At 44.4% G+C, this 19,981-nt stretch carries 27 protein-coding genes and 1 pseudogene; 21 read left to right on the top strand and 7 right to left on the bottom strand.

The window, feature by feature from the left end; all coding sequences use genetic code 11:
- Complete coding sequence (locus RT269_RS09170) at positions 1-1,014, top strand: hypothetical protein (protein ID WP_313182049.1); 1,014 nt, start codon at positions 1-3, stop codon at positions 1,012-1,014.
- 7 nt (positions 1,015-1,021) lie between these two features.
- Here the strand turns inward: RT269_RS09170 and RT269_RS09165 are convergent, their stop codons facing one another.
- A complete protein-coding gene (locus tag RT269_RS09165; protein ID WP_313182048.1) occupies positions 1,022-1,324 on the bottom strand; it encodes a hypothetical protein in 303 nt (100 codons plus the stop codon).
- An 83-nt stretch (positions 1,325-1,407) separates the two neighbouring features.
- Between RT269_RS09165 and RT269_RS09160 the strand changes: the two genes are divergently transcribed.
- The 17 genes and pseudogenes from RT269_RS09160 (at position 1,408) to RT269_RS09080 (ending at position 13,955) form a co-directional block, all read left to right on the top strand.
- A complete protein-coding gene (locus RT269_RS09160; protein WP_313182047.1) occupies positions 1,408-1,746 on the top strand; it encodes a hypothetical protein in 339 nt (112 codons plus the stop codon).
- 81 nt (positions 1,747-1,827) lie between these two features.
- The gene (locus tag RT269_RS09155) at positions 1,828-2,241 is read left to right on the top strand and encodes a hypothetical protein (protein WP_313182046.1); all 414 of its coding nucleotides are present in this window, start codon (positions 1,828-1,830) and stop codon (positions 2,239-2,241) included.
- 2 nt (positions 2,242-2,243) lie between these two features.
- Positions 2,244-2,375 carry an XkdX family protein gene (locus tag RT269_RS09150; protein WP_313182045.1) on the top strand — a complete coding sequence of 44 codons (132 nt, stop codon included), beginning with the start codon at positions 2,244-2,246 and terminating at the stop codon, positions 2,373-2,375.
- A 15-nt stretch (positions 2,376-2,390) separates the two neighbouring features.
- Positions 2,391-2,819: a phage holin family protein gene (locus RT269_RS09145; RefSeq protein WP_313182044.1), complete on the top strand. Its 429-nt coding sequence runs from the start codon at positions 2,391-2,393 to the stop codon at positions 2,817-2,819.
- 57 nt (positions 2,820-2,876) lie between these two features.
- Positions 2,877-3,716, top strand: a complete 840-nt coding sequence (locus tag RT269_RS09140; RefSeq protein ID WP_313182042.1) for a cell wall-binding protein — start codon at positions 2,877-2,879, stop codon at positions 3,714-3,716.
- Positions 3,717-3,785: 69 nt separating this feature from the next.
- On the top strand, positions 3,786-4,433 hold the full coding sequence (locus RT269_RS09135) for a Rha family transcriptional regulator (protein ID WP_313182041.1): 648 nt from the start codon (positions 3,786-3,788) through the stop codon (positions 4,431-4,433).
- A gap of 691 nt (positions 4,434-5,124) precedes the next feature.
- Positions 5,125-5,319, top strand: coding sequence for a hypothetical protein (locus tag RT269_RS09130; RefSeq protein WP_313182039.1), 195 nt, complete (start codon positions 5,125-5,127; stop codon positions 5,317-5,319).
- Between the two features lie 150 nt (positions 5,320-5,469).
- Positions 5,470-6,240, top strand: a complete 771-nt coding sequence (locus RT269_RS09125) for a LytR/AlgR family response regulator transcription factor (RefSeq protein WP_313182038.1) — start codon at positions 5,470-5,472, stop codon at positions 6,238-6,240.
- A gap of 91 nt (positions 6,241-6,331) precedes the next feature.
- Positions 6,332-6,763: pseudogene (locus tag RT269_RS09120) on the top strand (ATPase, T2SS/T4P/T4SS family); the annotation flags it as partial.
- A complete protein-coding gene (locus tag RT269_RS09115; protein WP_331664120.1) occupies positions 6,663-7,490 on the top strand; it encodes a type II secretion system F family protein in 828 nt (275 codons plus the stop codon). The pseudogene RT269_RS09120 and the gene RT269_RS09115, both read left to right, overlap by 101 nt.
- Positions 7,487-8,737, top strand: coding sequence for an immunoglobulin-like domain-containing protein (locus RT269_RS09110; protein WP_313182036.1), 1,251 nt, complete (start codon positions 7,487-7,489; stop codon positions 8,735-8,737). The genes RT269_RS09115 and RT269_RS09110 overlap by 4 nt, the downstream gene beginning before the upstream one ends.
- Before the next feature lie 15 nt (positions 8,738-8,752).
- The gene (locus RT269_RS09105) at positions 8,753-8,938 is read left to right on the top strand and encodes a Flp1 family type IVb pilin (protein ID WP_313182106.1); all 186 of its coding nucleotides are present in this window, start codon (positions 8,753-8,755) and stop codon (positions 8,936-8,938) included.
- Positions 8,938-10,824, top strand: coding sequence for a DUF5702 domain-containing protein (locus RT269_RS09100; RefSeq protein WP_313182034.1), 1,887 nt, complete (start codon positions 8,938-8,940; stop codon positions 10,822-10,824). Before RT269_RS09105 ends, RT269_RS09100 begins: the two co-directional genes overlap by 1 nt.
- A gap of 68 nt (positions 10,825-10,892) precedes the next feature.
- A complete protein-coding gene (locus tag RT269_RS09095; RefSeq protein WP_313182033.1) occupies positions 10,893-11,816 on the top strand; it encodes a TadE/TadG family type IV pilus assembly protein in 924 nt (307 codons plus the stop codon).
- A 12-nt stretch (positions 11,817-11,828) separates the two neighbouring features.
- Positions 11,829-12,263: a prepilin peptidase gene (locus RT269_RS09090; protein WP_313182032.1), complete on the top strand. Its 435-nt coding sequence runs from the start codon at positions 11,829-11,831 to the stop codon at positions 12,261-12,263.
- Complete coding sequence (locus RT269_RS09085; protein ID WP_313182030.1) at positions 12,260-12,649, top strand: hypothetical protein; 390 nt, start codon at positions 12,260-12,262, stop codon at positions 12,647-12,649. Before RT269_RS09090 ends, RT269_RS09085 begins: the two co-directional genes overlap by 4 nt.
- Before the next feature lies 1 nt (position 12,650).
- Entirely contained in the window at positions 12,651-13,955 is a 1,305-nt protein-coding gene (locus RT269_RS09080; RefSeq protein ID WP_313182029.1) for a DUF6382 domain-containing protein, read from the top strand.
- 84 nt (positions 13,956-14,039) lie between these two features.
- Here the strand turns inward: RT269_RS09080 and RT269_RS09075 are convergent, their stop codons facing one another.
- The 6 genes from RT269_RS09075 to RT269_RS09050 form a co-directional block, all read right to left on the bottom strand.
- On the bottom strand, positions 14,040-14,672 hold the full coding sequence (locus RT269_RS09075) for a hypothetical protein (protein ID WP_313182028.1): 633 nt from the start codon (positions 14,670-14,672) through the stop codon (positions 14,040-14,042).
- Positions 14,669-15,523, bottom strand: coding sequence for a metal ABC transporter permease (locus RT269_RS09070; protein ID WP_313182027.1), 855 nt, complete (start codon positions 15,521-15,523; stop codon positions 14,669-14,671). The genes RT269_RS09075 and RT269_RS09070 overlap by 4 nt, the downstream gene beginning before the upstream one ends.
- Positions 15,520-16,230, bottom strand: coding sequence for a metal ABC transporter ATP-binding protein (locus tag RT269_RS09065; protein ID WP_313182025.1), 711 nt, complete (start codon positions 16,228-16,230; stop codon positions 15,520-15,522). Before RT269_RS09065 ends, RT269_RS09070 begins: the two co-directional genes overlap by 4 nt.
- Before the next feature lie 14 nt (positions 16,231-16,244).
- Entirely contained in the window at positions 16,245-17,234 is a 990-nt protein-coding gene (locus RT269_RS09060) for a metal ABC transporter substrate-binding protein (RefSeq protein ID WP_313182024.1), read from the bottom strand.
- A gap of 119 nt (positions 17,235-17,353) precedes the next feature.
- On the bottom strand, positions 17,354-17,650 hold the full coding sequence (locus RT269_RS09055; protein WP_313182023.1) for a hypothetical protein: 297 nt from the start codon (positions 17,648-17,650) through the stop codon (positions 17,354-17,356).
- Between the two features lie 33 nt (positions 17,651-17,683).
- On the bottom strand, positions 17,684-18,073 hold the full coding sequence (locus RT269_RS09050; protein WP_313182021.1) for a Fur family transcriptional regulator: 390 nt from the start codon (positions 18,071-18,073) through the stop codon (positions 17,684-17,686).
- Positions 18,074-18,360: 287 nt separating this feature from the next.
- On the opposite strand from RT269_RS09050, the gene RT269_RS09045 reads away from it, so the two are divergent.
- Genes RT269_RS09045 through RT269_RS09035 form a run of 3 tightly spaced genes read left to right on the top strand, consistent with a single transcriptional unit; the run spans position 18,361 to position 19,981 of the window.
- A complete protein-coding gene (locus tag RT269_RS09045; protein ID WP_313182020.1) occupies positions 18,361-18,981 on the top strand; it encodes a rhomboid family intramembrane serine protease in 621 nt (206 codons plus the stop codon).
- A gap of 23 nt (positions 18,982-19,004) precedes the next feature.
- The gene (locus RT269_RS09040) at positions 19,005-19,442 is read left to right on the top strand and encodes an HIT family protein (protein WP_313182018.1); all 438 of its coding nucleotides are present in this window, start codon (positions 19,005-19,007) and stop codon (positions 19,440-19,442) included.
- Entirely contained in the window at positions 19,439-19,981 is a 543-nt protein-coding gene (locus RT269_RS09035) for an RNA polymerase sigma factor (protein WP_313182017.1), read from the top strand. Before RT269_RS09040 ends, RT269_RS09035 begins: the two co-directional genes overlap by 4 nt.

Raw genomic sequence — 19,981 nt, 5'->3', positions numbered from 1 at the left:
ATGGCAGTTGTTGAATTAGATTTAGGCAATGTAAAGGGACCGCAGGGCATACAGGGGATCCAGGGGGAAACGGGTCCACAGGGGCCAACCGGAGCCACAGGCGCAACCGGTGCAAAGGGTGATACTGGTCAGCGCGGTAGCCTCTGGTATAACGGAACCGGAATAACCGGTACAAGCACAACCGCCACAGTATTTAGCGGATCAGGAGTGACAGCAGCCCTTGTAAACGACTATTACCAAAATACGGGCACAGGTGCAGACAGAGGCCGGATATATCGGTGTACGGTAGCCGGTGCCGCCACGGTGGCTAAATGGGTGTATGCGGGTACTAATTTAGGGCCGCAGGGAGAACAGGGGATTCAGGGAGAAACAGGAGCGACAGGAGCAACCGGGCCTAAAGGGGATACCGGGGCAACCGGAGCTACCGGATCAAAAGGTGATAAAGGCGATAAAGGTGATAAGGGTGAGACTGGTCCGGCCGGGCCAAATGCAGCAAACTTAATCAGTGCCACAGACGTTCAGGGATTGGTTGGTGCTGCTGGGGGAAGTTCCACAGTCCAGCTTCTTATCAATGCGATTGCGGATAAAGTTGCCACTAAATTACTGTTAAAAACTGATGTGGTTAGCCAAATTGTAAACGATGCTTCCAAGGCTGCCAGCATGGCGGCCCTGTACTCTGTTAACCAAACGGTTACTACACTAAATAGCAATTTTGTTAGCAAATATGATGATGCCATTGCATTGGAACAACAAAATCAGTTGATCCGATTTGGTAAGGATAAAGGTAATATTATAAATGTATCACTGTCCATCGCATCTCCTGTTACATGGGCGGGGAATCCTTTTATAATTGCTACGTTACCGACTGAATATCGGCCGCGAAAAATAGAATACATGGTGTGTTACGCAAACTCAGGGGTAGCGCTCATTCAAATACATACCGATGGTCGTATTATTACGTATACACAGATTAGTAATTCCTTGTGTTACGGGTCAGTTGTTTATTTGGGTTAATAATCATTTAGCTTGTAACATAAGAAACCTGTCCTTCTGCGATGGCGCCAGCCGGAACATTGGTGCCCGAATAATTAGCCAAGCTAATTTCACCAGATGTGGTAATGGTTAAATATAAGGTGATATTCTGACATACTATCACCGATTTTGTTGTAACCATAGGCCAACTGCCGTTGTTCAGAGTTATTAATCTTATAGTAGACCCAGATGGAAAACTATTTGTAAACTGTAACCCACCGAAAGATAATACAGATATTCTGCCGACATTCTGATAGTAAATTAGTCCAGCGGAAAAATCGCCTCCAGTCATATTTATATCACCACCTGATACTATTAAATTGCTATTTAACGTAGAACCGGAGCTGTCCCAAAACAGCAGAAAGAGAGTAATCTATGGATAAAAACGAACCATGGAAAGAATATATGAGCCATCGTGGACCGGGGCCAGATGATCCCGGGCTACAAGGAGAACCGGGAGAATCGGGAGTAGTACAGTGGTTCAATGTTGAAAGTGATGTGATGCTAGAAATCATGTGGAAGAGCGTCAGCAAAGAACCCTTAATGAAAAGGGAAGAAAAAAATGAGTACATGATACACTATTCTTGCCCTACTTGCAGCAATCATTTATTATGTTCAGATGGATATAAGGGGTCAGGAATAAAAACAAATTATTGTCCTGATTGTGGACAAAAGCTTGATTGGAGTAAGATACCCAATTATAAATGGTTGTAGGGATCAACGAAATAATATACGTGTAAAACCATGGGAGCCACCGGCTCTTATTTTTATGTCCGAGAGGCAGGAAGGAGCTTTATGAGCAATATTATAAACATTGAAAAAATCAAATTTGGCGATCAGGAATTTGATCTGGTCGCTGCAGGTGTGAATCTTAGCGAATCGGGAGGTACTATCACTTTCCAGAAAGGGAGATTGACCTTTGATGAGATCGAAACAATCTTGAAAGCTAATAACAGTATTATCCAGGTTGGATTATCCGGTGAAGCTGATTGGAAACGGTCAGATTTGGTATATGCCGGAAGGCTGACTAAACAGTCCGATTATGTAATCAGGTTAGAAGAGGATGGAATAACAGAGGTTAAGGCCGATGTAATGATCGCAGCTTTCAGAACGCCTGATTTAAATGAAATAGTAGCGGCGCAGGCTGCAGAAATCAAAGCACTAACCGCAACCGTTGATACGTTAGTATTATCAAGTCTGGAGGGATAAATATGTTTGAGACATTATTGAGATTATTTGATGGCGGTAAGGGGCAGTTGACGGCGGCAATGCTTGCAAACGCGGTTATAAAGAAATGGATCACCGAAGTTCAGAAACAGGAAATTCTTGCATCTAAAAATTAAGGAAGAATGAGGATTATGAGAATGAAAAAGGATATCTTATGTACGGGGCTTGGTATAGCGGCAACGATTGGAACTAAAATGTTTGGGGGCTGGACACCGACATTGAACATTGTAATTATTATGATGGGACTTGATTTGTTCGCCGGGTTTATGGTGGCGGCTGCATTTAATAATTCCCCTAAATCCGAAAGCGGAGCGGCGGATTCAAAGGCTATGTTTAGAGGAATATGTAAAAAGATTATGATGCTATGCTTGCTTGCAGTAGCCCATCAAATTGACTTAGTATTAGGGGTTGATTATATTATGTTAGCCACTACATACGGTTTTATTGCAAATGAAGCCCTGTCAATAGTAGAGAATGCAGGGCTAATGGGTATTGTAAAATCTGAGGTGCTTACAAATGCCATAGAGGTGCTGAAAAGTAAGGGGAATAAATCAGAGTAGATATTAATTATTTTGGCCTGGGTGAATCCTGGGCCTTTTTTGAATGGAGGAATCAGCATGACAGCAGAACAGAAAAGGCAGATGGTATGTGATAAGTATGCAACGCTCATAGGCCGTAACATCTATAATCAGAATTTGCGTGATTACTGTTTCAAGAAGTACTCAGATGGTAATTATTATAGCGATTGCAGCAGTTCAATATGCTATAGCTATCAAGAGGCCGGGTATGGCTTCGGAAACCTCAATACAGCAGGGATATACCAGTCAGGTAAGCTGACTACCGTTGATGCAGATATAGCCGCAGGTATCCCGGATATATCGCGCTTGCGTACTGGGGGTCTGTTAGAGTTTGCCGGGACGGATGCCAGCAGGCCGCTTAAGATCGGGCACGTGGAAATGTACTGCGGTAATGGTATTATCTGCGGCCACGGCAGCGGTAGGCCGTCCTACAAGGATATAGTGGCATATTGTAAGGACCGGTACAATTCATTCGCTCCTGGCGGCTGGCGTAAGGGCCTCGTGTGTGTTAGGAGATACATACAGGACGATGTTGTGCCGGCACCAGAACCGGTTAAATTATCAGGTTGGAATCAGGAGCCAGACGGGTGGAGATTATATCTTGGAAATACAGGTGAACCGGTACGGGATAGCTGGTATCTGGATTCCGATGGCACATGGTACTGGTTCGACGCAGCCGGCATTATGGTGTCAAGCACTTGGTATCAGTACAAGGGGGATTGGTATTACCTGGGCGCTGACGGGGCCATGGTTAAGGGCTTGCAGGCTTCTGGTAGCAAGTGGTATTACCTGGACAAGGACGGCAAGATGGCAACGGAGCCTGTGGCACTTACACCGGATAAAGACGGAGCGCTGCAGTATCCAGGATTAGCAGAATAGGAGTTATGGGTAGGCTCAGAACGGGCCTATCCTTTTTTATTAAATAAAATCAACGAAAGGATTGATAATATGTTAGTAGAGATTACAAAGATCAACAAAGAAGAAGTAACCGTGGTGAGCAGTCTTGATGTGGCCGATACGTTCAGTAAAGAGCATAAGAATGTATTAAAAGATATCCGAGAGTTAGGCTGCAGTGAAGAATTCGGACGGCTAAATTTTGAGCTGTCCTATTATATTAACTCTCAAAACAAAAGGCAGCCGATGTACTACATCACAAAAGATGGTTTTACAATGCTTGCAATGGGTTACACTGGCGATCTTGCTATGAAATTCAAGGAAGCCTACATCAAGCAGTTTAAATCCATGGAAAAACTCCTTCAAGGAAAGCTGATCGAAAGGGAAAAAGGTATAGCAGTAAGGCAATCGCTAACCAAAGCCATACAGCAATCCAGTGAAAACGAGCGAATGCACGGTCACGCATACTCGACCTATACAAATTGTATTTATAAGGTTATCTTCGGCATAGACGCTAAGAAGTTACGGGAAAAGTATGAAATCGGAAACAATGATGATCTAAGAGACTGTTTCACTGCAGAAGAGTTAAAGGCGGTTCAATCCATGGAGCGCCTGGTAAGCGGCCTTGTTGATTGCGGCTGGGGGTATGACCAGGTCAAGGCATTCATAGAGCAGACCAATACAAAGCTGCTTGCTGGATAAATTATATAGGCGGTTTCCTCACGGAGCCGCCTTTTTTATTGTTATAAAACCATTATCCACTTGCAACTTATGACATAGAAAATCAACTTGAATCCGTATCGTATACCGCCGAAAACCGCATCACACCTATATTCATGGACCGGCTCACCGTCATAGCATTTATTGTCTGTACATTTTATCTTTATATCTGATACAGTTTGCAAAACCCCGTCCTCGCCCTCGAATTTAAAAAGTAGCGGTCGCGGAGGGCAGCCGGGAGCATACCAGGCCATGCAAGCAATGGGGTATGTACGGCCTCTTATTATACCGCTATCAATTTTCCTTACATTTGTCCCGATTCCAAATACTCCCATGCATTTTCCTACCTATCATAGTACTGTTCAAACCACTTCGGTTGTCTTTGGTCGTTCATTTCCTTTTTATTATCGGGCTTACGATAAAATCCGCAGCCTGTATGGTCAGCTCCACAGCTTTCCTTGTCTCTAATGTAATGGGGACACCTATTAATGTCTGGCGCAAGCCCACATATTCCCTGCATATTAATCACCTCTTGAGATGATTATACAAACATTAGTTCGGAAAGTCAAAAGGCATTATCTGGAAATTAATACCAACTCCGATATTGTAAAATAGTGGTAATATAGAAATATAACAGATGGAAAAAAATACAAAAGGGAAGGGGAGTATTTGAATGGAAAAAATTGTAATTAAGGGGGCCAAAAACGAAGTAATCGAAACAATGAAGGAAAAGGGGTATAAAATGGAGGGGTTTAATGATGCATCAATAGAAGCAGGGTATTTTTATGCATATAAAGAAGATTACCAAGGAGCAGATTTCTTTACTATTTGCAAAAGTGGAGGAGTATACACGTTAATTCAATATTAAATCATTATACGAATTATCTTTCGTTAACAAGCCTTTTTTATTACATATACTCTATAATGGTCGTATTATTCTAGTGTGACATTTATTGTAGATGGGCGGGTATCCGGTTTCCGGGCCCGCCTTTTAAAAACTATTACTTGGAGGGATATAATGATACCGATATACATTTGTGAAGATGATGATAGTTTTTTAGGCTTACTAAAAAACATGACTTTAAAGATAATCGCAGAAGAATTAGACGGTGAAGCGGAAATTATGTGTGCGGCGACAAAACCAGCTGATGTTATAGCATTGACAGAAGAAGATAAAAGACCAGCGTTATATTTATTAGATGTTGACCTTGGTATTGATGTTATGAATGGAATAGAACTAGGTAGAAATATTAGAATTATCAATCCAGGTGCATATATAGTTATGATTACGGCCCATGCAGATAAGGCTTTTCTGACATATAAATATAAGATTGGAGCTAAAGGATATATCCTAAAAGAACAAATCGAAAAAGTAGAAACAAGTCTTAGAGAACAAATTGTAAATGCCTTTGAAGTTCTGTCAAAAAGTCAAATAGAAGAACAAAAAATTATTGTATTACGGAACAATGGAAATGTTTTAACAAGGTATGCAAATCAAATTTATTATATAGAGGTTATTGCAACAACTCAAAGAAAATTAAAGATATATGGAAAAAATGAGCTTTTAGAGGCTAACGCTATGTTACATGAAATCAAAGAGCAGTTAGACGAATCATTTTATCAATGTAAAAAATCATACATAGTAAATATGAACCATATTAAAGAAGTTTCAAAAAATCGCACTGTTATTATGACTAATGGAGCCAAAGTTCCTATATCTATTCAACGTTATAGGGATTTTGTAAAACATTTTATAAGATTTAATAAAACAAAGCAACTAGAAAACTAATACTTTCAATTCTTTATAGTTTTTTAACATAACATGAATTAATTCCCGGCCCTTGAATAATCAAAGGCCGGTTTTTTATCTCGTTTTCATTATGAATCCTAGCAGAATAATCGTTGGAGAGGTGAGAGGTAAGGAGGCTTTGGACATGATATCAGCCATGAACACCGGCCATGACGGAAGCCTCAGCACCGGACATGGAAACAGTCCCAGGGACATGCTATCCAGGCTGGAGACTATGGTGCTTATGGGAGCAGATATCCCGTTGGCAGCGGTCAGAAGCCAGGTCGCGGCAGCAATTGATATCTTAATTCATCTGGGACGGCTCAGAGATAAAAGCAGGAGGGTCCTGTCCATTGTGGAGGTAATTGGTTATGAGAACGGAGAAATCAGGCTTAATCCGCTATACAGGTTTGAGGAAGATTATGGGAATCCGGAAGAAGGACAGGCTGTCCATGGAAGCCTTAAAAAAGTGGGAATTATTCAAAACGCCGATAAACTTAAAGCAGCAGGCATTGAGATATGAAACCTATGATCTGACACCCGTTCAGTGGTGCCTGTATGGATTTCAAGGCCTGGCGATTGCAGGACTTTTCGCTTACATCTTTTACCGCAGCGCCCCATCATTTCTGTTATTTGTCCCAATGGTTTTTATATTCCCCATGATCAAAAAAAGAGAGTTAAAGGAAGGCCGGCTTCAGCAGTTAAATCTGGAATTTAAGGAGGGGATCCTGCTTTTAGCTTCCTTCTTAAGTGCCGGTTACTCTGTGGAGAACGCGTTTTCTGCTTCCGTAAAGGAATTGGTTTTGCTTTTCGGGGAGGAGGGGATGGTTTCCAGGGAATTTAAGCATATTGAGAGTCAGATCCGGATGAACCGTTCGGTGGAGCTGGCGCTTTCCGATTTTGCTGGCCGCAGCGGTCTTGATGATGTTAAGAACTTTGCGGAGGTATTTGCCGCGGCAAAACGAAGCGGAGGAGAACTGGTTTTGATCATAAGCCACACAGCGGATGTAATAAGAGACAAGGTACAGGTAAGACAGGAGATTTTAACGATGACAGCCTCAAAACAGTTTGAACAAAAAATTATGAGCATGATCCCCTTTTTTATTGTCCTTTATATTGATCTGACTTCTCCAGGCTTTTTTAACATCATGTACAGTACGGGAATCGGAAGGATTCTTATGACCCTGTGCATGATCATTTACATCGCAGCCCTGGGGATTTCAAAATGGATTATGAGGATTGAGATATGAAAAGAACATGGAGATTTCCTTTTACAAAGATACAGACAGCCTGCGCTGTTACCGGGATTGTCTTATATGCCGCTTTGAAGCTGTTTTATGCAGCGGGCGGGCAGGCGGTATCGGAAGGGGGAGGGCTTAAACGGGCAGGGCCGGGGCATGGAGAGACTACATATGATATCCTGGTATCCGGGCTTGACCGGGAGAATGGGGATAGGAAGATGCCGGTGAGGATCCCTGTCAGGGAGCGGCAGTATGGGGCGGAAGAGGCAAAGGAGCTGTTACAAAGGATCCAGCCTGAGCTGATAGAGCAGATGCTGGGGGAAAATGAGTCCCTTGAGGAGGTGAGAGAAAGCTTAAATTTAAAGAACAGCCTGGGAGATTATGGGCTTAGAATCAGCTGGGAATCTGATAATCCCCAGGTGATCGATTCCTTTGGAATTGTTCACAATGAGGAAATACCAGAATTGGGAGAGCAGGTCTGGTTAAGGGCCAGAGTGACGGATGGGCGTCATGAAGATCGATTTGAGTTTAAAGTAACGGTTTACCCGGCCTCCCTTACCCATGAAGAAAAAGCAGCCGCGGACTTTCTTCAGTGGATAGGCCAGATGGATATGAAACAGCAGACGGAGGATCGCCTGCTGCTGCCATCCGTTTATGAAGGGAACCGGCTGACGTATTATAAGCCTGAAGAGGCGGATTACCGGATATTGCCGGTACTTGGGTTTTTACTGGCGGCTCTCCTGCACGTAAAAGAAGAGTTTGACAGGAAAAGTCTGGCGAAGATACGCGAGCAGCAATTGCTGTTTGATTACTCTGAGGTGGTTTCCAAGCTGGTAGTCTATATCGGAGCAGGTCTTACGGTCCGTGGAGCTTGGGAGAGGATTGCGGCTGGCTATAAGGAGGCCCTAAAGCAGGGGAAAAGAAATGTACGTCCGGCGTATGAGGAGATGGTGAAAACAGCAGGGCAGATTAGCAGCGGGCTGTCGGAAGGACGGGCTTACAGTGAATTTGGAAGGCGGTGCGGCTTACAGGCCTACATAAAGCTTTCTGCTCTTCTGGAACAGAGCCAGAAAAACGGAAGCAGGCAGCTTCGCCCGGCTTTGGAGCTTGAGATGGCTTCAGCCTTTGAGCAAAGGAAGAACCTGGCGAAAAAGCTGGGGGAAGAAGCAGGAACCAAACTTTTGCTGCCTCTGTTTATGATGCTTGGAGTGGTCATGGTCATGATCGTAGTTCCTGCGTTCCTGGCATTTTATTAGAAGGGAGGTGATATGATGCTGACATCGGTAAACAGACAGATCCTTAATTTTATTAAGGAAGAAGACGGAGTAGGTGTAATTGAAGTGGTGCTGATTCTGGTGGTTTTAATCGGACTTGTGATTATTTTTAAAAAACAGATAACGACTCTTCTTGACAACATATTCAAGGAAATCAACAGCCAGTCTAAAGAGGTGTATTGATGAGCAAAAGCGGGCAGGTAACAGTGTTTTTCAGTTTAGCTCTTTTATGCATATTTAGCCTGATGTGCGGACTTTTAGAGTCCGCACGGACTGCCGGAACCAGGTGCTATCTAAAGCTTGCGGCTGATTCTTCCATGGACTCTGTTTTCAGCAGGTATCACAGAGAAGCCTGGAATAAATACCGTCTCTTTCTTCTGGAATGTGAGAATGGCGGGGAACTGGAAAAAGCATGGGAGGGATTTATGGAGCCCTATATGGACAGCTCCGGTTGGTATTCCATGGATATGGAGAAGGCTGATACGATGCAGCTTTTTCGTATCACTGATGGGGGAGGGCAGTATTTGAAGCAGGAGATTCTGGATTATATGAAGTATGGAATATTTGAAAATATGACAGATGAAAAGGGTGCAGAAGCCCTGCTTAAGAACTTAAAGGAAGCAAAAGCAGTGAAACGTTTATCCGGTTCGTTCCGTGACCATGAACGGGAAGCTGTCCGGTTGGAAAGGGCTTTGGAGGATATCAATGATTCATTAAAGCAGCAGAAGGCTTACTGGAAGTCTGCTTATGAAAGAATCAGGGATTATGATGGTACGGGCTTTCGCAGAGAAGCGGATCTTTTGGAGCGGGAAATGAACCGGATTCCTTCCCTTGTAAAGGCCTATGGGAAGAAGGCAGATGATTTAAAAAACAGCTTAAGTGGAACTAACAATGACTTATCTTCGGCTCAGGACGAATTGAGCCAAGAAGTACGTGAGGCTTTTATCGGGGATACCTCTTGCTATGGATCCTATGTAAATCAGGATGGGGAGCGAAGGCGGGAAATCGAGGCCCTGCCAGTGCAGATGGAACAGATAAAACAGGTTATGGAACAGGCAAGGAAGCGCTCCTCTGAGGTAGAGCGGATCATTGATAACTGGGACAGTGATGAGGAAGAGGATGACGGCCCGGATCTGTCCGAACTATGGGGGTCTGTAGGGGAACTATGGGCAAAGGCAGACATCCCCTCTCTTTCTTACTCCAATGGGGTGAAGGATCCGGAAAAGCAGAGACTTTTGGAACAGCTGGAAGGCTTCATACAGACAGGGCTCTTATCCATGGTTCTGCCCGATGGAAAGGAAATATCCAAAGGTATTTTGTCTGACGATTCTTTTCCTTCCGTTACCTGCGGGGATGGCCAGGTGCTGGAGTCAGGCCTTTTGGACCGGCTTCTGTTTGGGGAGTATTGCGGCCGTTTTCTCACAAACGTTCTCTCAGAGGAGGATAAGGAGGTAATGTACGAATTGGAATATCTGGTTTCAGGAAAGAAAACAGATGAGGAAAACTTAAAACAGGCAGTTTTAGAGGTTCTCATGATAAGGGAAGGCATGAACTTAATCCATATTCTTTCAGACGACCAGAAACGAGAGGAGGCAATGTCTCTAGCCGGCCTTATTACCGGAACCGTGGGTTTGGCTCCTCTAACGGGGATCGTTGCATTTTTTGTGATGAGCATCTGGGCGCTTGGGGAGGCGATCGTAGATGTGAGAATGCTTTTAGAGGGGAAAAAGGTGGTCTTTCTTAAGTCAAGGAGTACATGGAAGCTATCCCTTGACGCCCTTTTGGAATTAGGAAGAACGGGAACATGGGAAGGTGGGAAAGAGGATGAAGACGGAATTGATTATACCAGCTATTTGAAACTTCTTCTTTTCCCGGGAGAATCCGGGCAGCAGCATTACCGTCTGATGGATGTGATCCAGATGAATTTATGCAGAAAACAGGCGGATTTTCGCATGGCAAACTGCGTTTATCAGGCGGAAGTAAGAGGAACTGTGAGATCAAGGCATATGTTTTTCGGAGGAAATAATCCCTTCTATCCGGTGGAAGTCCGGACAGAAAAAGCATATTAAGGGCTGCCTGCAGGCATCTCTTTATGCCCGGAGAATGTGGCAAAAAAGTGGTAAGGAGGTGGATGATCATGCCCTTTTTCAAGGAAGTTCAAAGAAAAAATAATAAAAAAATTGTTACTCTCCAGGTACAAATCCCCTTCATGAAACAAGGATTCCTTGTAAAAAGGGTATTATCATCTGCCTCCTGCCGCCGAAGCAAGGGGAGCCTGACCATAGAGGCTGCCCTGGTCCTGCCCCTTTTCCTGTTCTTTATGGTGATTCTCATGCTTCCCATGGGTGTTATGAAGGAAGGAAGGCGCATACAAACCGCTCTGGAAGCGGCAGGAGAAGAAGTCAGCCAGTATGCTTATATTTTGCATCAGCTTAAACTTGGAGAAAAGCTGGAGGCAACAGGAATCGATGGCTTTTCGGAGGAATTTTTAGACGGGCTTACAGAGGAAGGAATCCTTCTATTTGTCAGAAAGCGGGTGGAAGGACGGGCAGGGTTTGAACGGCTTGAATCAGCCTCCTTTGTACGTTCCTCTGTATTAACGGACGGGGAGACCATTGATCTGATAATGGATTACCGGGTAAGAATTCCATTTTCTGTTTTTGGCTTAAGCAGCATACCCATGACCGCCAGATGCTGCCGGAGGGCCTGGATCGGCCAGGAGGGAGGCCGCAGCGGAAAGAACGGAGCGGAGGATGAGCTTGTATACATTGGAAAGGCGAGTACAAGATATCACCGCCAACGGACCTGTCATTACTTATACAATGATATAGAACAGATTTCTTTTAAGGAAGTAGAATCTGTTCGTAATTCATCCGGCGGTAAATATAAACCCTGCAGCAGATGCGGCAGATTTGCAGAGGAAAGCGGCAGTGTATACATCATGCCGTCAGGAGAACGGTATCACAGTGACAGGAATTGTCCCTCTATCATGGCATATGTGGAGGCTGTCCCCTTATCCCAGGTTCGCCATCTGGGACCGTGCTCTTACTGTTCTCAATAGGGAGGTACCTCTATGGAGGAAAGCATAAATAACATTATATTTGGAGTATTTTTATTGGCGGCTGCCTGGGAAGACGGAAGAGAAAAGGCTGTCAGCGTATGGCTTTTTCAGGCAGCAGGCATGGCCGGACTGATTCTGGCTCTTTTACAGGGAGATATTGGCAGAGAACGGCTGTTAAGCTGTATGATCGGATTTGGACTCCTTCTTTTAAGCCGATTAACAGGTGAGGCAATCGGAATGGGAGATGGTTGGTTTTTTGTAGTCAGCGGCCTGTTTTTAAGAGCACTTTTGAATCTGGAGTTATTGATCTATGGAATTTTTTTAAATGGCATTGTATGTGGTGGAATTTATCTTTGGGGCTGGCTGCGGGGACGGGATTATAAGAAGAAAACGGTGCCGTTTTTGCCATTTCTGGTTCCTGTGTGGATTGGACTGGTGATGCTATGAAGAAAAGACTGCATGGAAGCTATACCGTTGAGGCGGCTTTTATTATGGCAATTGTTTTATGGGCGCTGATTGTTTCCGTACAAGCAGCTTACCGGTTGAGGGATGAAGTTGTGGGATCAATGGCATTGGGAGAGACTGTGCAAAGACTGCGCCATAATGAAACAGAGCCGTCTGATGAAGCTGCTTTGTGGGCAGCCAGAAGGGCCGGTAATCCTTTTTCCTGGAAAAAATATGATTTCCAGATCAAGATGGCAGGAAACCCTGTAACAGGCAGGAGGGTGGAAGCCAATGGAAGTGCGGGGACCTGGAAGCTGGAAATGGAACAGGGCGTGTTTGATCCGGAGAATTTTTTAAGGATGTTGACGCTCATCAATCAGGAGGAATGAAATGAAGGCTGTATACAGGCGGGAGATGAAGCACAATTATTTGATTATGGAGCCGGAGGAGACCGGATATGACAGTTATGAAATACATATGATGGCGGCAAACAGGATCGGGGGACTGCTGAAATTCCATGTAAAGGAGGTAGATAACCAGAAATTATATTATTATGAGATCACCTCAAAGCAGCCCTTAAACAGGGTTCTTGAATATCATAGTCTGGGCCGGGAGGAGCTTAAGAAGTTAATCGAGGATATTGGACGGACTCTGGAAAGGCTGGAGGCTTACCTGCTTAAGGAAAAACAGATCCTTCTGGAGCCGGACTATATTTATGTTGAGCCGGAGCAGTTTACGGTTTCCCTTTGCCTTGTTCCCGGAAGGCAGGTGGAATTTCCAGAGGAGATGACCGGGTTGCTGCGGTATCTTCTGGGTAAGGTCAATCATCAGGATAAGGAATGTGTAGTTATGGCGTATGGCCTGTATCAGGAAAGCCTTAAGGAAAATTACGGGCTGAAGGACCTCCTTGAAATTGCCGGAAAGAATTGTTCCAGCGAAGATGGAAGGGATGATAGTATCCTTCAGACGGAAAAAGACAACAGGACGGAAGAGAATCATAGCTCTCACCTTTCGTATTCATTTAACGAGGAGATCGAAGAAAGAAATCGCTTTTTTGATGGTAAGGAGAATGGGGCTGTTTTCATAATCCCGATTTTAGCCATGTTTGGTATTGCCGCAGCTTTATGGCTGGTTTTTGGCATGGAAGGGATTCGGAAATTCTGGTATTGGGTGCCCATCACCGGGGGATTTTCAGCTTTCTCAGTTTTGGCATTATGGAGAAAAGAGTCCAGGCAGCCAAAGGCGATGATGGTGAAAAAGGAAGAGGGGAGCCGTCAACCGGCGGAAAGCTATGAATGGCAGCTGGCATTTGAAGAAGAAATAAAGGAAAAGACGCCAAAACCTGATACAGGAGATGAGGAAGTATTTCAAACGGCTTTGTTAAACGATACAACGGCCGATAAAAGTATCCGGTACTTACGCGCAGTTGGTGTTGATGTGGAAGATATCGCAATTACTTATGTTCCTTATTTAATTGGAAAGCAGGAAGGCATGGTTGATTGTGTACTCACTGGAGAAGCCATCAGCAGGATTCACGCCAGGATAGACAGAGAAGGAGAAGAATACCGGATCAGTGACTTAAATTCCACCAATGGAACCGTTGTGAACGGGCGGGTATTAGAAACAAATGAGACGGTATCGCTGAAAATAGGAGATGAAGTTTTTATTGCAAATTACCCGTTTATATTTACATGAAGTTATATTTACATAAATTTAAAATTACATAATAAAACACCGGCCTTTTTCGGGCCGGTGTACTGGCGGTATGGGAATGATATTCTATACCGCCTTAACTTCGTTTACCTGCACATAATAATATGTGTTGCCTTCCTCCATATAACTTTGATACACACCTGTTATTTCTATTTCGCTATTTTCTTTCGGATAATCATCGGGGTAGACAGGATCTCCATCCCAGATTAATTCCAGTCCTTGCTGGCAGCAGGCAGTGGCATCAGCAATGACCAAAGCATAAAAATTGCTATTATCCGAATCCTGGAAGACCTGGAAGATCCCTTCGGCTTTAATTGTTTTTCCCACATATTCTTCTGGAGATATCATCATATTGTATACCTCGGGAAAAACCATGGTGCTGCTTAGTTTCGTCAGGTCAATATCAAATCCGCTGTTATTTTTGGAGCCCGCCGGATCCTCCATAGAAAAACCGTCATCGTCATCCTGAAATTGCTCCGTGGTTGGTTCGAAGGAATCAGAAGGATAGGTATTAATGTCAAAGTCTTCCGTACTTTCCGGATCGTATTGTTCAGAGCCTGCGGTCCCATATTGTCCGGAGTCTGCCCGGTCCCCTTGCGGCAGCGACGGACCGGGGGCAGTCCCGGCGTCTTTTCCGCAGCTTGTTAATGCAAGATTTACCATGAAAAGCATCAGAACCATTCCAAAGATTCGTTTCATCCTTTGACACCTCCCCAGATCCACCCAATGAGTGAGCATATGGCAAACGCAGCGATATCAACGGCTACAATGGTTGAGCCGACCGGTGTTCCAGCCAGAATGGACGTTAGAATTCCCAGTACGGCACAGAAGACGGAAAGGATTGCCGAACAAAAGATCACGGACTTAAAGTTTTTAAATAAGCGCATTGCCGAGATCGCCGGAAAGATGACTAGTGCAGAGATCAGCAGTGAGCCTACCAGATTCATGGCAAGTACGATGATGATGGCTATGATGACCGCAATCAGCAGGTTGTATTGTTCCGCTTTTGTGCCGGTTGCTCTTGCAAAGTCTTCATCAAAGGTGACTGCAAATATCTTATGGTAAAAGAGAAGAAATACGGCGATAACGACCACCGAAAGGGCAACACAAAGCCATACTTCCGTTTTTGTCAGTGTCAGAATGGAGGTTGAACCAAACAGCGTGCTGCATACGTCTCCTGCCAGGTTGGCTGAGGAAGAAAATATATTCATCAGCAGGTAGCCCAGGGCCAGCGCACCCACGGAAATCATAGCGATCGCCGCATCGCCCTTGATTTTGGCATTTTGACCGGTGCGCAGCAGAAGAATTGCACAGATGATCGTAACCGGCAGAATGAGCAGCATATGATTGGACAGCTTCATTACCGTAGCGATTGCCATGCCGCCAAAGGCAACATGGGAAAGTCCGTCGCCAATAAAGGAAAAACGCTTTAACACCAGAGTAACACCCAACAGGGAGGAGCAGAGAGCTATTAATATCCCAACGATCAGAGCATAGCGTACAAAGGGATATTCAAAATATAAGGTTAATTTTTCAATCAATATACTCATGCTTCTTTCCCTCCGTTCTGAGAGGAATAAGCTTTGCCGATGCTGCTGTTCAAATACTCATCTTTTGTCCCGAAAAAGAGGGGATCTCCCATATGGAGGATATGGCTCGCATAGCTAAGGGCAGCACCGATATCATGAGATATCATGATAATGGAGATGCCTTCCTCATTTAGTTTTCGGATCAACTCATACATCTCAGCAGTGGCCTTTGGATCAAGTCCTGAAACAGGCTCGTCAAGCAGAAGCATTTTTCCGGCGGCACACAGCGCCCGTGCCAGCAGAACTCGCTGCTGCTGGCCACCAGACAATTCTCTGTAACACCGTTTGGACAAATGGGAGATCCCCATTTTCTCCATATTTTCACGGGAAAGCTGTTTTTCTTCACGGCTGTAATAGGGACGCAGCCCACAGCGGTTCAGACAGCCCGATAAAACAATTTCCCAAACAGATGCCGGGAAATCCCTTTGTACCACTGTCTGCTGAGGCAGATATCCGATCCCTCCGGGCTGCTGCCTGTTTTCTATAGCAATGCTTCCTTCAAGCGGCGCCAGAAGGTGCAGAATGGTTTTCATGAGAGTACTTTTCCCGGAACCGTTTTCCCCTACGATACAGAGATAATCCCCGCTGTTTACGGAAAAGTCAAGTCCCTTAAGGACCGTTTTACCGTCATACCCGATGGTAAGGTTGTTACATGTTAGCTGTGCCACTTTGATTCCTCCTCTTAATTTAATGCATCTTTCAGTACTTCCAGATTCGTCTGCATAATGGAAAGATAGGTAGTACCACTTTCTGCATCCTTGGACGTGGTAGACTGCATGGAATCCATGGTACGGACTGCCTGATTTTTATCCTTCGTGTTTTGAACGATGGTCTCGGCGATTTTATGCCTGGTGCCTTCGATCGTCAGCACAGTGCCAAGCCCCAATTCATCAACTTTTTTTGAAAGAAAGGCGATGGTTTCAAAGCTGGCCTCCGTTTCTGCTGAGCAGCCCACAAATGCGGCATAATAGGTAAGGCCGTAATCATCTGCCAGGTAGCGGAAGGGAAAGCGGTCCCCAAACAGCACAGTATTCTGTTTTGCAGAGTCCACTGCCTGCTGATAGCTTTCATCCAATTGATCCAGCTTTTTTCCATAGGCATCTGCGTTTGCAGAATAGTCCGCGGCATTTGCACTGTCGATTTCGCCCAGCTTTGAAGCAATGTAATTGCAATAGGTTTTGGCATTTTCCAGTGACAGCCAAACGTGCTCGTCATATTCCGGGCCATCTTCACTTTCCTCCAGGGCTTCTTCCTCCTCTGACTCCATTCCTTCAACGACCTCTTCTTCTTTGACGGTGTCGCCCAGAACTTCAAGGAGATTGATCACGACCATATCTTTGTTTTTAGTTTCCTTTAAGGCATCCTTTACCCATTGGTCGGATTCACCGCCCACATAGATGAACATATCGCAGTTTGAGATTTTGATGATATCATCCGCTGTCGGCTGATAGCTGTGTAAATCCACACCGTTATCCAGAAGCATGGTGACCTCTCCATTTTCCCAATGGCTGCCAAGGATTTCTCTGACCCAATCGTATTCCGGGAAAATCGTGCATACCACGCTAAGCTTATTGTTGCTGCTGGCCGTTGTCGTTGCATTTGTACTGGAGCAGGCAGTAAGTGCTCCTATAATCATAAGTCCTGCTAACAGGCAGGCAATTAATTTTTTCATTATTAGAACCTCCGAATAAATATAGATCATTAAAAATGGGCATAAGAATATAAGGGAGCATCGACAGATATCGGTTTCTGCCTAAAATGGGCAGAATTCTCCCTTGTTAAAATCAATATTCAATTCGTCAGCTTTACCTTAAGGGAAACCAAAGTGCGTGAAGGGTTGCGGTGAAAGACCGGAATCGCGCAGATCACAAAAAAGTGGGCTGCCGCGAATACGGCAACAGCAGGCGCAAGGCCTGTTAAAAGAGTATTCAGTGCCTGGACGCAGGCCTGAACTTCAAGACAGATGGGGCAGTTTTCGCCTATGCATTGATGGCGGGCCTCAGCAGTGATATAAAATACGGAAAAGAGCAGCATAAAAAGAATCGCCAGGGTAATAAACCCGGCAAGCAGTTTTTTATTTTTTGCCATGTCTCTTCCTCCTTATTAAAAACGATGGGCACATCAGATACAGTTTTTGCAGATCCCGTAAAGTACGGATTTCTCTTTTTTGATACGGAAACCGTCCACGCTTAAAATATCCTCCAGCATCCTGTCGGCAATGTGGGCATCCATATGAAATGTCCTTCCGCATTTTATGCAGTTCATATGGATACAATTACGGCAATCCTCTGAATGAATATACTGATAAAAAAGCTCCCGGCTTCCTTCTCTCGTAAAGCGGTTAATCAGCCCCTTTTCCTCCAGATAAGTGAGATTACGGTACACTGCACTTAAACTTACGGAAGAATCGGAAAGGCTGTCTGCAATTTGTCTTGCGGAAAATTGTCTGTCAGGGTTTTCCTGCAAAAAGGCAAAAAGCTGTTTTCTTTGTGCTGTCATATAGTTTGCCAAAATGGTTCACTTCCTAATTTGCGATTTGTTCGCAAATAAGTGTACTGCGGAATTGAAATGTTGTCAAGATAACTTGCGAATGTTTCGCAAATCATATCCTTTAAGGCCCCTTGACGGGCAGGAAAAGTTTTCCGGATGCCTTTTGAAACTGCTGTCAGGATTAAAAAAGGATGAGGCCGCAGTTTTGGTTAAAATGGTGAAGTTTTTACCGCAAATTTCGCGTTTATATTTACATAATATGTCAACTTGTGTTAAAATAGGCATAATATTTATCAAGGAGAACTGCAATGAAGGACTTATACAGGCGTAAGAAGGCATTTGTAAACGTTGGTTTGATCGCAATAAATGTCATCTATTTCCTATATCTGGAGGTGACAGGCTCCACGGAAAATACGCAGTTTATGGTGGCACATGGAGCGATGTACGCTCCGCTTGTATTGGAGGGAGGAGAGTATTACCGGCTGCTCACTTCTGTTTTTATGCATTTTGGCATTAACCATATTATGAATAACATGCTCATTTTATTTATATTGGGAGATAATCTGGAGAGGGCCCTGGGCCATATAAAATACCTTCTCTTCTATTTGCTTTGCGGAGTAGGCGCCAATGTGGTGTCTATGGTAGTGAACCTTGGAGAATACAGGACCGTAGTCTCGGCAGGGGCGTCAGGCGCAATTTTTGGCGTGATCGGAGGCCTTTTATATGCGGTATTAGTCAACCGTGGCCGGCTGGAGGACTTAAGTGTCAGACAGCTGGCAGTTGTGATTGCGTGTTCCCTGTATTTTGGCTTTACCAGCACAGGCGTAGATAATGCGGCCCATATTGGTGGGCTGATTGTTGGCGTTGTTATGGGGATTCTCCTGTACCGCAAGCCAAGAAGGCGCCAGGATATGGAGATATGGGGATAATCTAATTGGAAGGAGGTGAGTAAGTGAGGGACGATAATTGCATTTTCTGCAAAATTGCAAATGGCGTGATACCTTCTGAAACGATCTACGAGGATGACATGTTTCGTGTGATCCTGGATTTAGGACCAGCTTCCAGAGGACATGCCCTGATTCTTCCTAAACAGCATTACAAAGATATCTGTGAGCTGGAAGAGGAAACAGCAAAAAAGGTTCTCCCGTTAGCGGCTAAAATAGGAAATGCCATGAAAAACTCATTAGGCTGTGCCGGATTTAATGTTGTGCAGAATAATGGGAAAGTAGCAGGCCAGACGGTTTTTCATTTTCACGTGCATTTGATTCCTCGTTATGAGGAAGGCCCTGTTATGGTTTCATGGGTGCCGGGCGAGGCAGATCCAGGAGAATTAACACAGACAGGAGACGCTATAAGGAGCGCCCTACTATCAGAGGGACACAATCAATGAGCATACATGAAGATGAAAATTTGTTACTGCAGTCTATATATGGGGAATATCAGGGATTGCTCCGCAGAATAGCGAAAACACTCAATGTGCCGGACATGGAACTGGATGATGTAGTGCAGGAAACTTTTATTGCATATTTTGAGAATTATTCATTATCATGGACAGATACACGAAAGAAAGGCATGTTGATTAAGATTTTAAAACGTAAATCCATTGACTGCCTCCGTAAGAACGGCCATTATGAAAAGGTGAGCCTGGATGAGGGAGATGCAGTGAATGAGGTGGCGATGCTTACGAGATATGTGGTCACTGATCCCCTGGATGTGATCCTTGGAGAGGAAGCTCTTTTAAAGATAACCTGGGAGATTTCCAATATGAGAGAGGAATGGAAGGAAATGGCTATTCTTTATTTTCTGGAACAGCTTACCATTCCTGAAATATGCGAAATCCTAAAAATTCCGGGAACGGTTTGCCGTTCCCGGATATATCGTACAAGAGTTTGCCTGAAAAAGATCCTCGGTCCTAATTTTAATTTGTAA

The sequence above is a fragment of the Lacrimispora sp. genome (genome assembly GCF_032078915.1).
In the GTDB taxonomy this organism is placed as follows: domain Bacteria; phylum Bacillota; class Clostridia; order Lachnospirales; family Lachnospiraceae; genus Lacrimispora.
Note: the sequence above shows the minus strand (reverse complement) of the source record. Positions and strands in the feature narration are given on the sequence as shown.

Coding starts and splice junctions, on each gene's coding strand:
- RT269_RS09170 (WP_313182049.1), top strand. CDS start 1: ATGGCAGTTGTTGAATTAGATTTAGGCAATGTAAAGGGACCGCAGGGC.
- RT269_RS09165 (WP_313182048.1), bottom strand. CDS start 1,324: ATGACTGGAGGCGATTTTTCCGCTGGACTAATTTACTATCAGAATGTC.
- RT269_RS09160 (WP_313182047.1), top strand. CDS start 1,408: ATGGATAAAAACGAACCATGGAAAGAATATATGAGCCATCGTGGACCG.
- RT269_RS09155 (WP_313182046.1), top strand. CDS start 1,828: ATGAGCAATATTATAAACATTGAAAAAATCAAATTTGGCGATCAGGAA.
- RT269_RS09150 (WP_313182045.1), top strand. CDS start 2,244: ATGTTTGAGACATTATTGAGATTATTTGATGGCGGTAAGGGGCAGTTG.
- RT269_RS09145 (WP_313182044.1), top strand. CDS start 2,391: ATGAGAATGAAAAAGGATATCTTATGTACGGGGCTTGGTATAGCGGCA.
- RT269_RS09140 (WP_313182042.1), top strand. CDS start 2,877: ATGACAGCAGAACAGAAAAGGCAGATGGTATGTGATAAGTATGCAACG.
- RT269_RS09135 (WP_313182041.1), top strand. CDS start 3,786: ATGTTAGTAGAGATTACAAAGATCAACAAAGAAGAAGTAACCGTGGTG.
- RT269_RS09130 (WP_313182039.1), top strand. CDS start 5,125: ATGGAAAAAATTGTAATTAAGGGGGCCAAAAACGAAGTAATCGAAACA.
- RT269_RS09125 (WP_313182038.1), top strand. CDS start 5,470: ATGATACCGATATACATTTGTGAAGATGATGATAGTTTTTTAGGCTTA.
- RT269_RS09115 (WP_331664120.1), top strand. CDS start 6,663: ATGGGAATCCGGAAGAAGGACAGGCTGTCCATGGAAGCCTTAAAAAAG.
- RT269_RS09110 (WP_313182036.1), top strand. CDS start 7,487: ATGAAAAGAACATGGAGATTTCCTTTTACAAAGATACAGACAGCCTGC.
- RT269_RS09105 (WP_313182106.1), top strand. CDS start 8,753: ATGCTGACATCGGTAAACAGACAGATCCTTAATTTTATTAAGGAAGAA.
- RT269_RS09100 (WP_313182034.1), top strand. CDS start 8,938: ATGAGCAAAAGCGGGCAGGTAACAGTGTTTTTCAGTTTAGCTCTTTTA.
- RT269_RS09095 (WP_313182033.1), top strand. CDS start 10,893: ATGCCCTTTTTCAAGGAAGTTCAAAGAAAAAATAATAAAAAAATTGTT.
- RT269_RS09090 (WP_313182032.1), top strand. CDS start 11,829: ATGGAGGAAAGCATAAATAACATTATATTTGGAGTATTTTTATTGGCG.
- RT269_RS09085 (WP_313182030.1), top strand. CDS start 12,260: ATGAAGAAAAGACTGCATGGAAGCTATACCGTTGAGGCGGCTTTTATT.
- RT269_RS09080 (WP_313182029.1), top strand. CDS start 12,651: ATGAAGGCTGTATACAGGCGGGAGATGAAGCACAATTATTTGATTATG.
- RT269_RS09075 (WP_313182028.1), bottom strand. CDS start 14,672: ATGAAACGAATCTTTGGAATGGTTCTGATGCTTTTCATGGTAAATCTT.
- RT269_RS09070 (WP_313182027.1), bottom strand. CDS start 15,523: ATGAGTATATTGATTGAAAAATTAACCTTATATTTTGAATATCCCTTT.
- RT269_RS09060 (WP_313182024.1), bottom strand. CDS start 17,234: ATGAAAAAATTAATTGCCTGCCTGTTAGCAGGACTTATGATTATAGGA.
- RT269_RS09055 (WP_313182023.1), bottom strand. CDS start 17,650: ATGGCAAAAAATAAAAAACTGCTTGCCGGGTTTATTACCCTGGCGATT.
- RT269_RS09045 (WP_313182020.1), top strand. CDS start 18,361: ATGAAGGACTTATACAGGCGTAAGAAGGCATTTGTAAACGTTGGTTTG.
- RT269_RS09035 (WP_313182017.1), top strand. CDS start 19,439: ATGAGCATACATGAAGATGAAAATTTGTTACTGCAGTCTATATATGGG.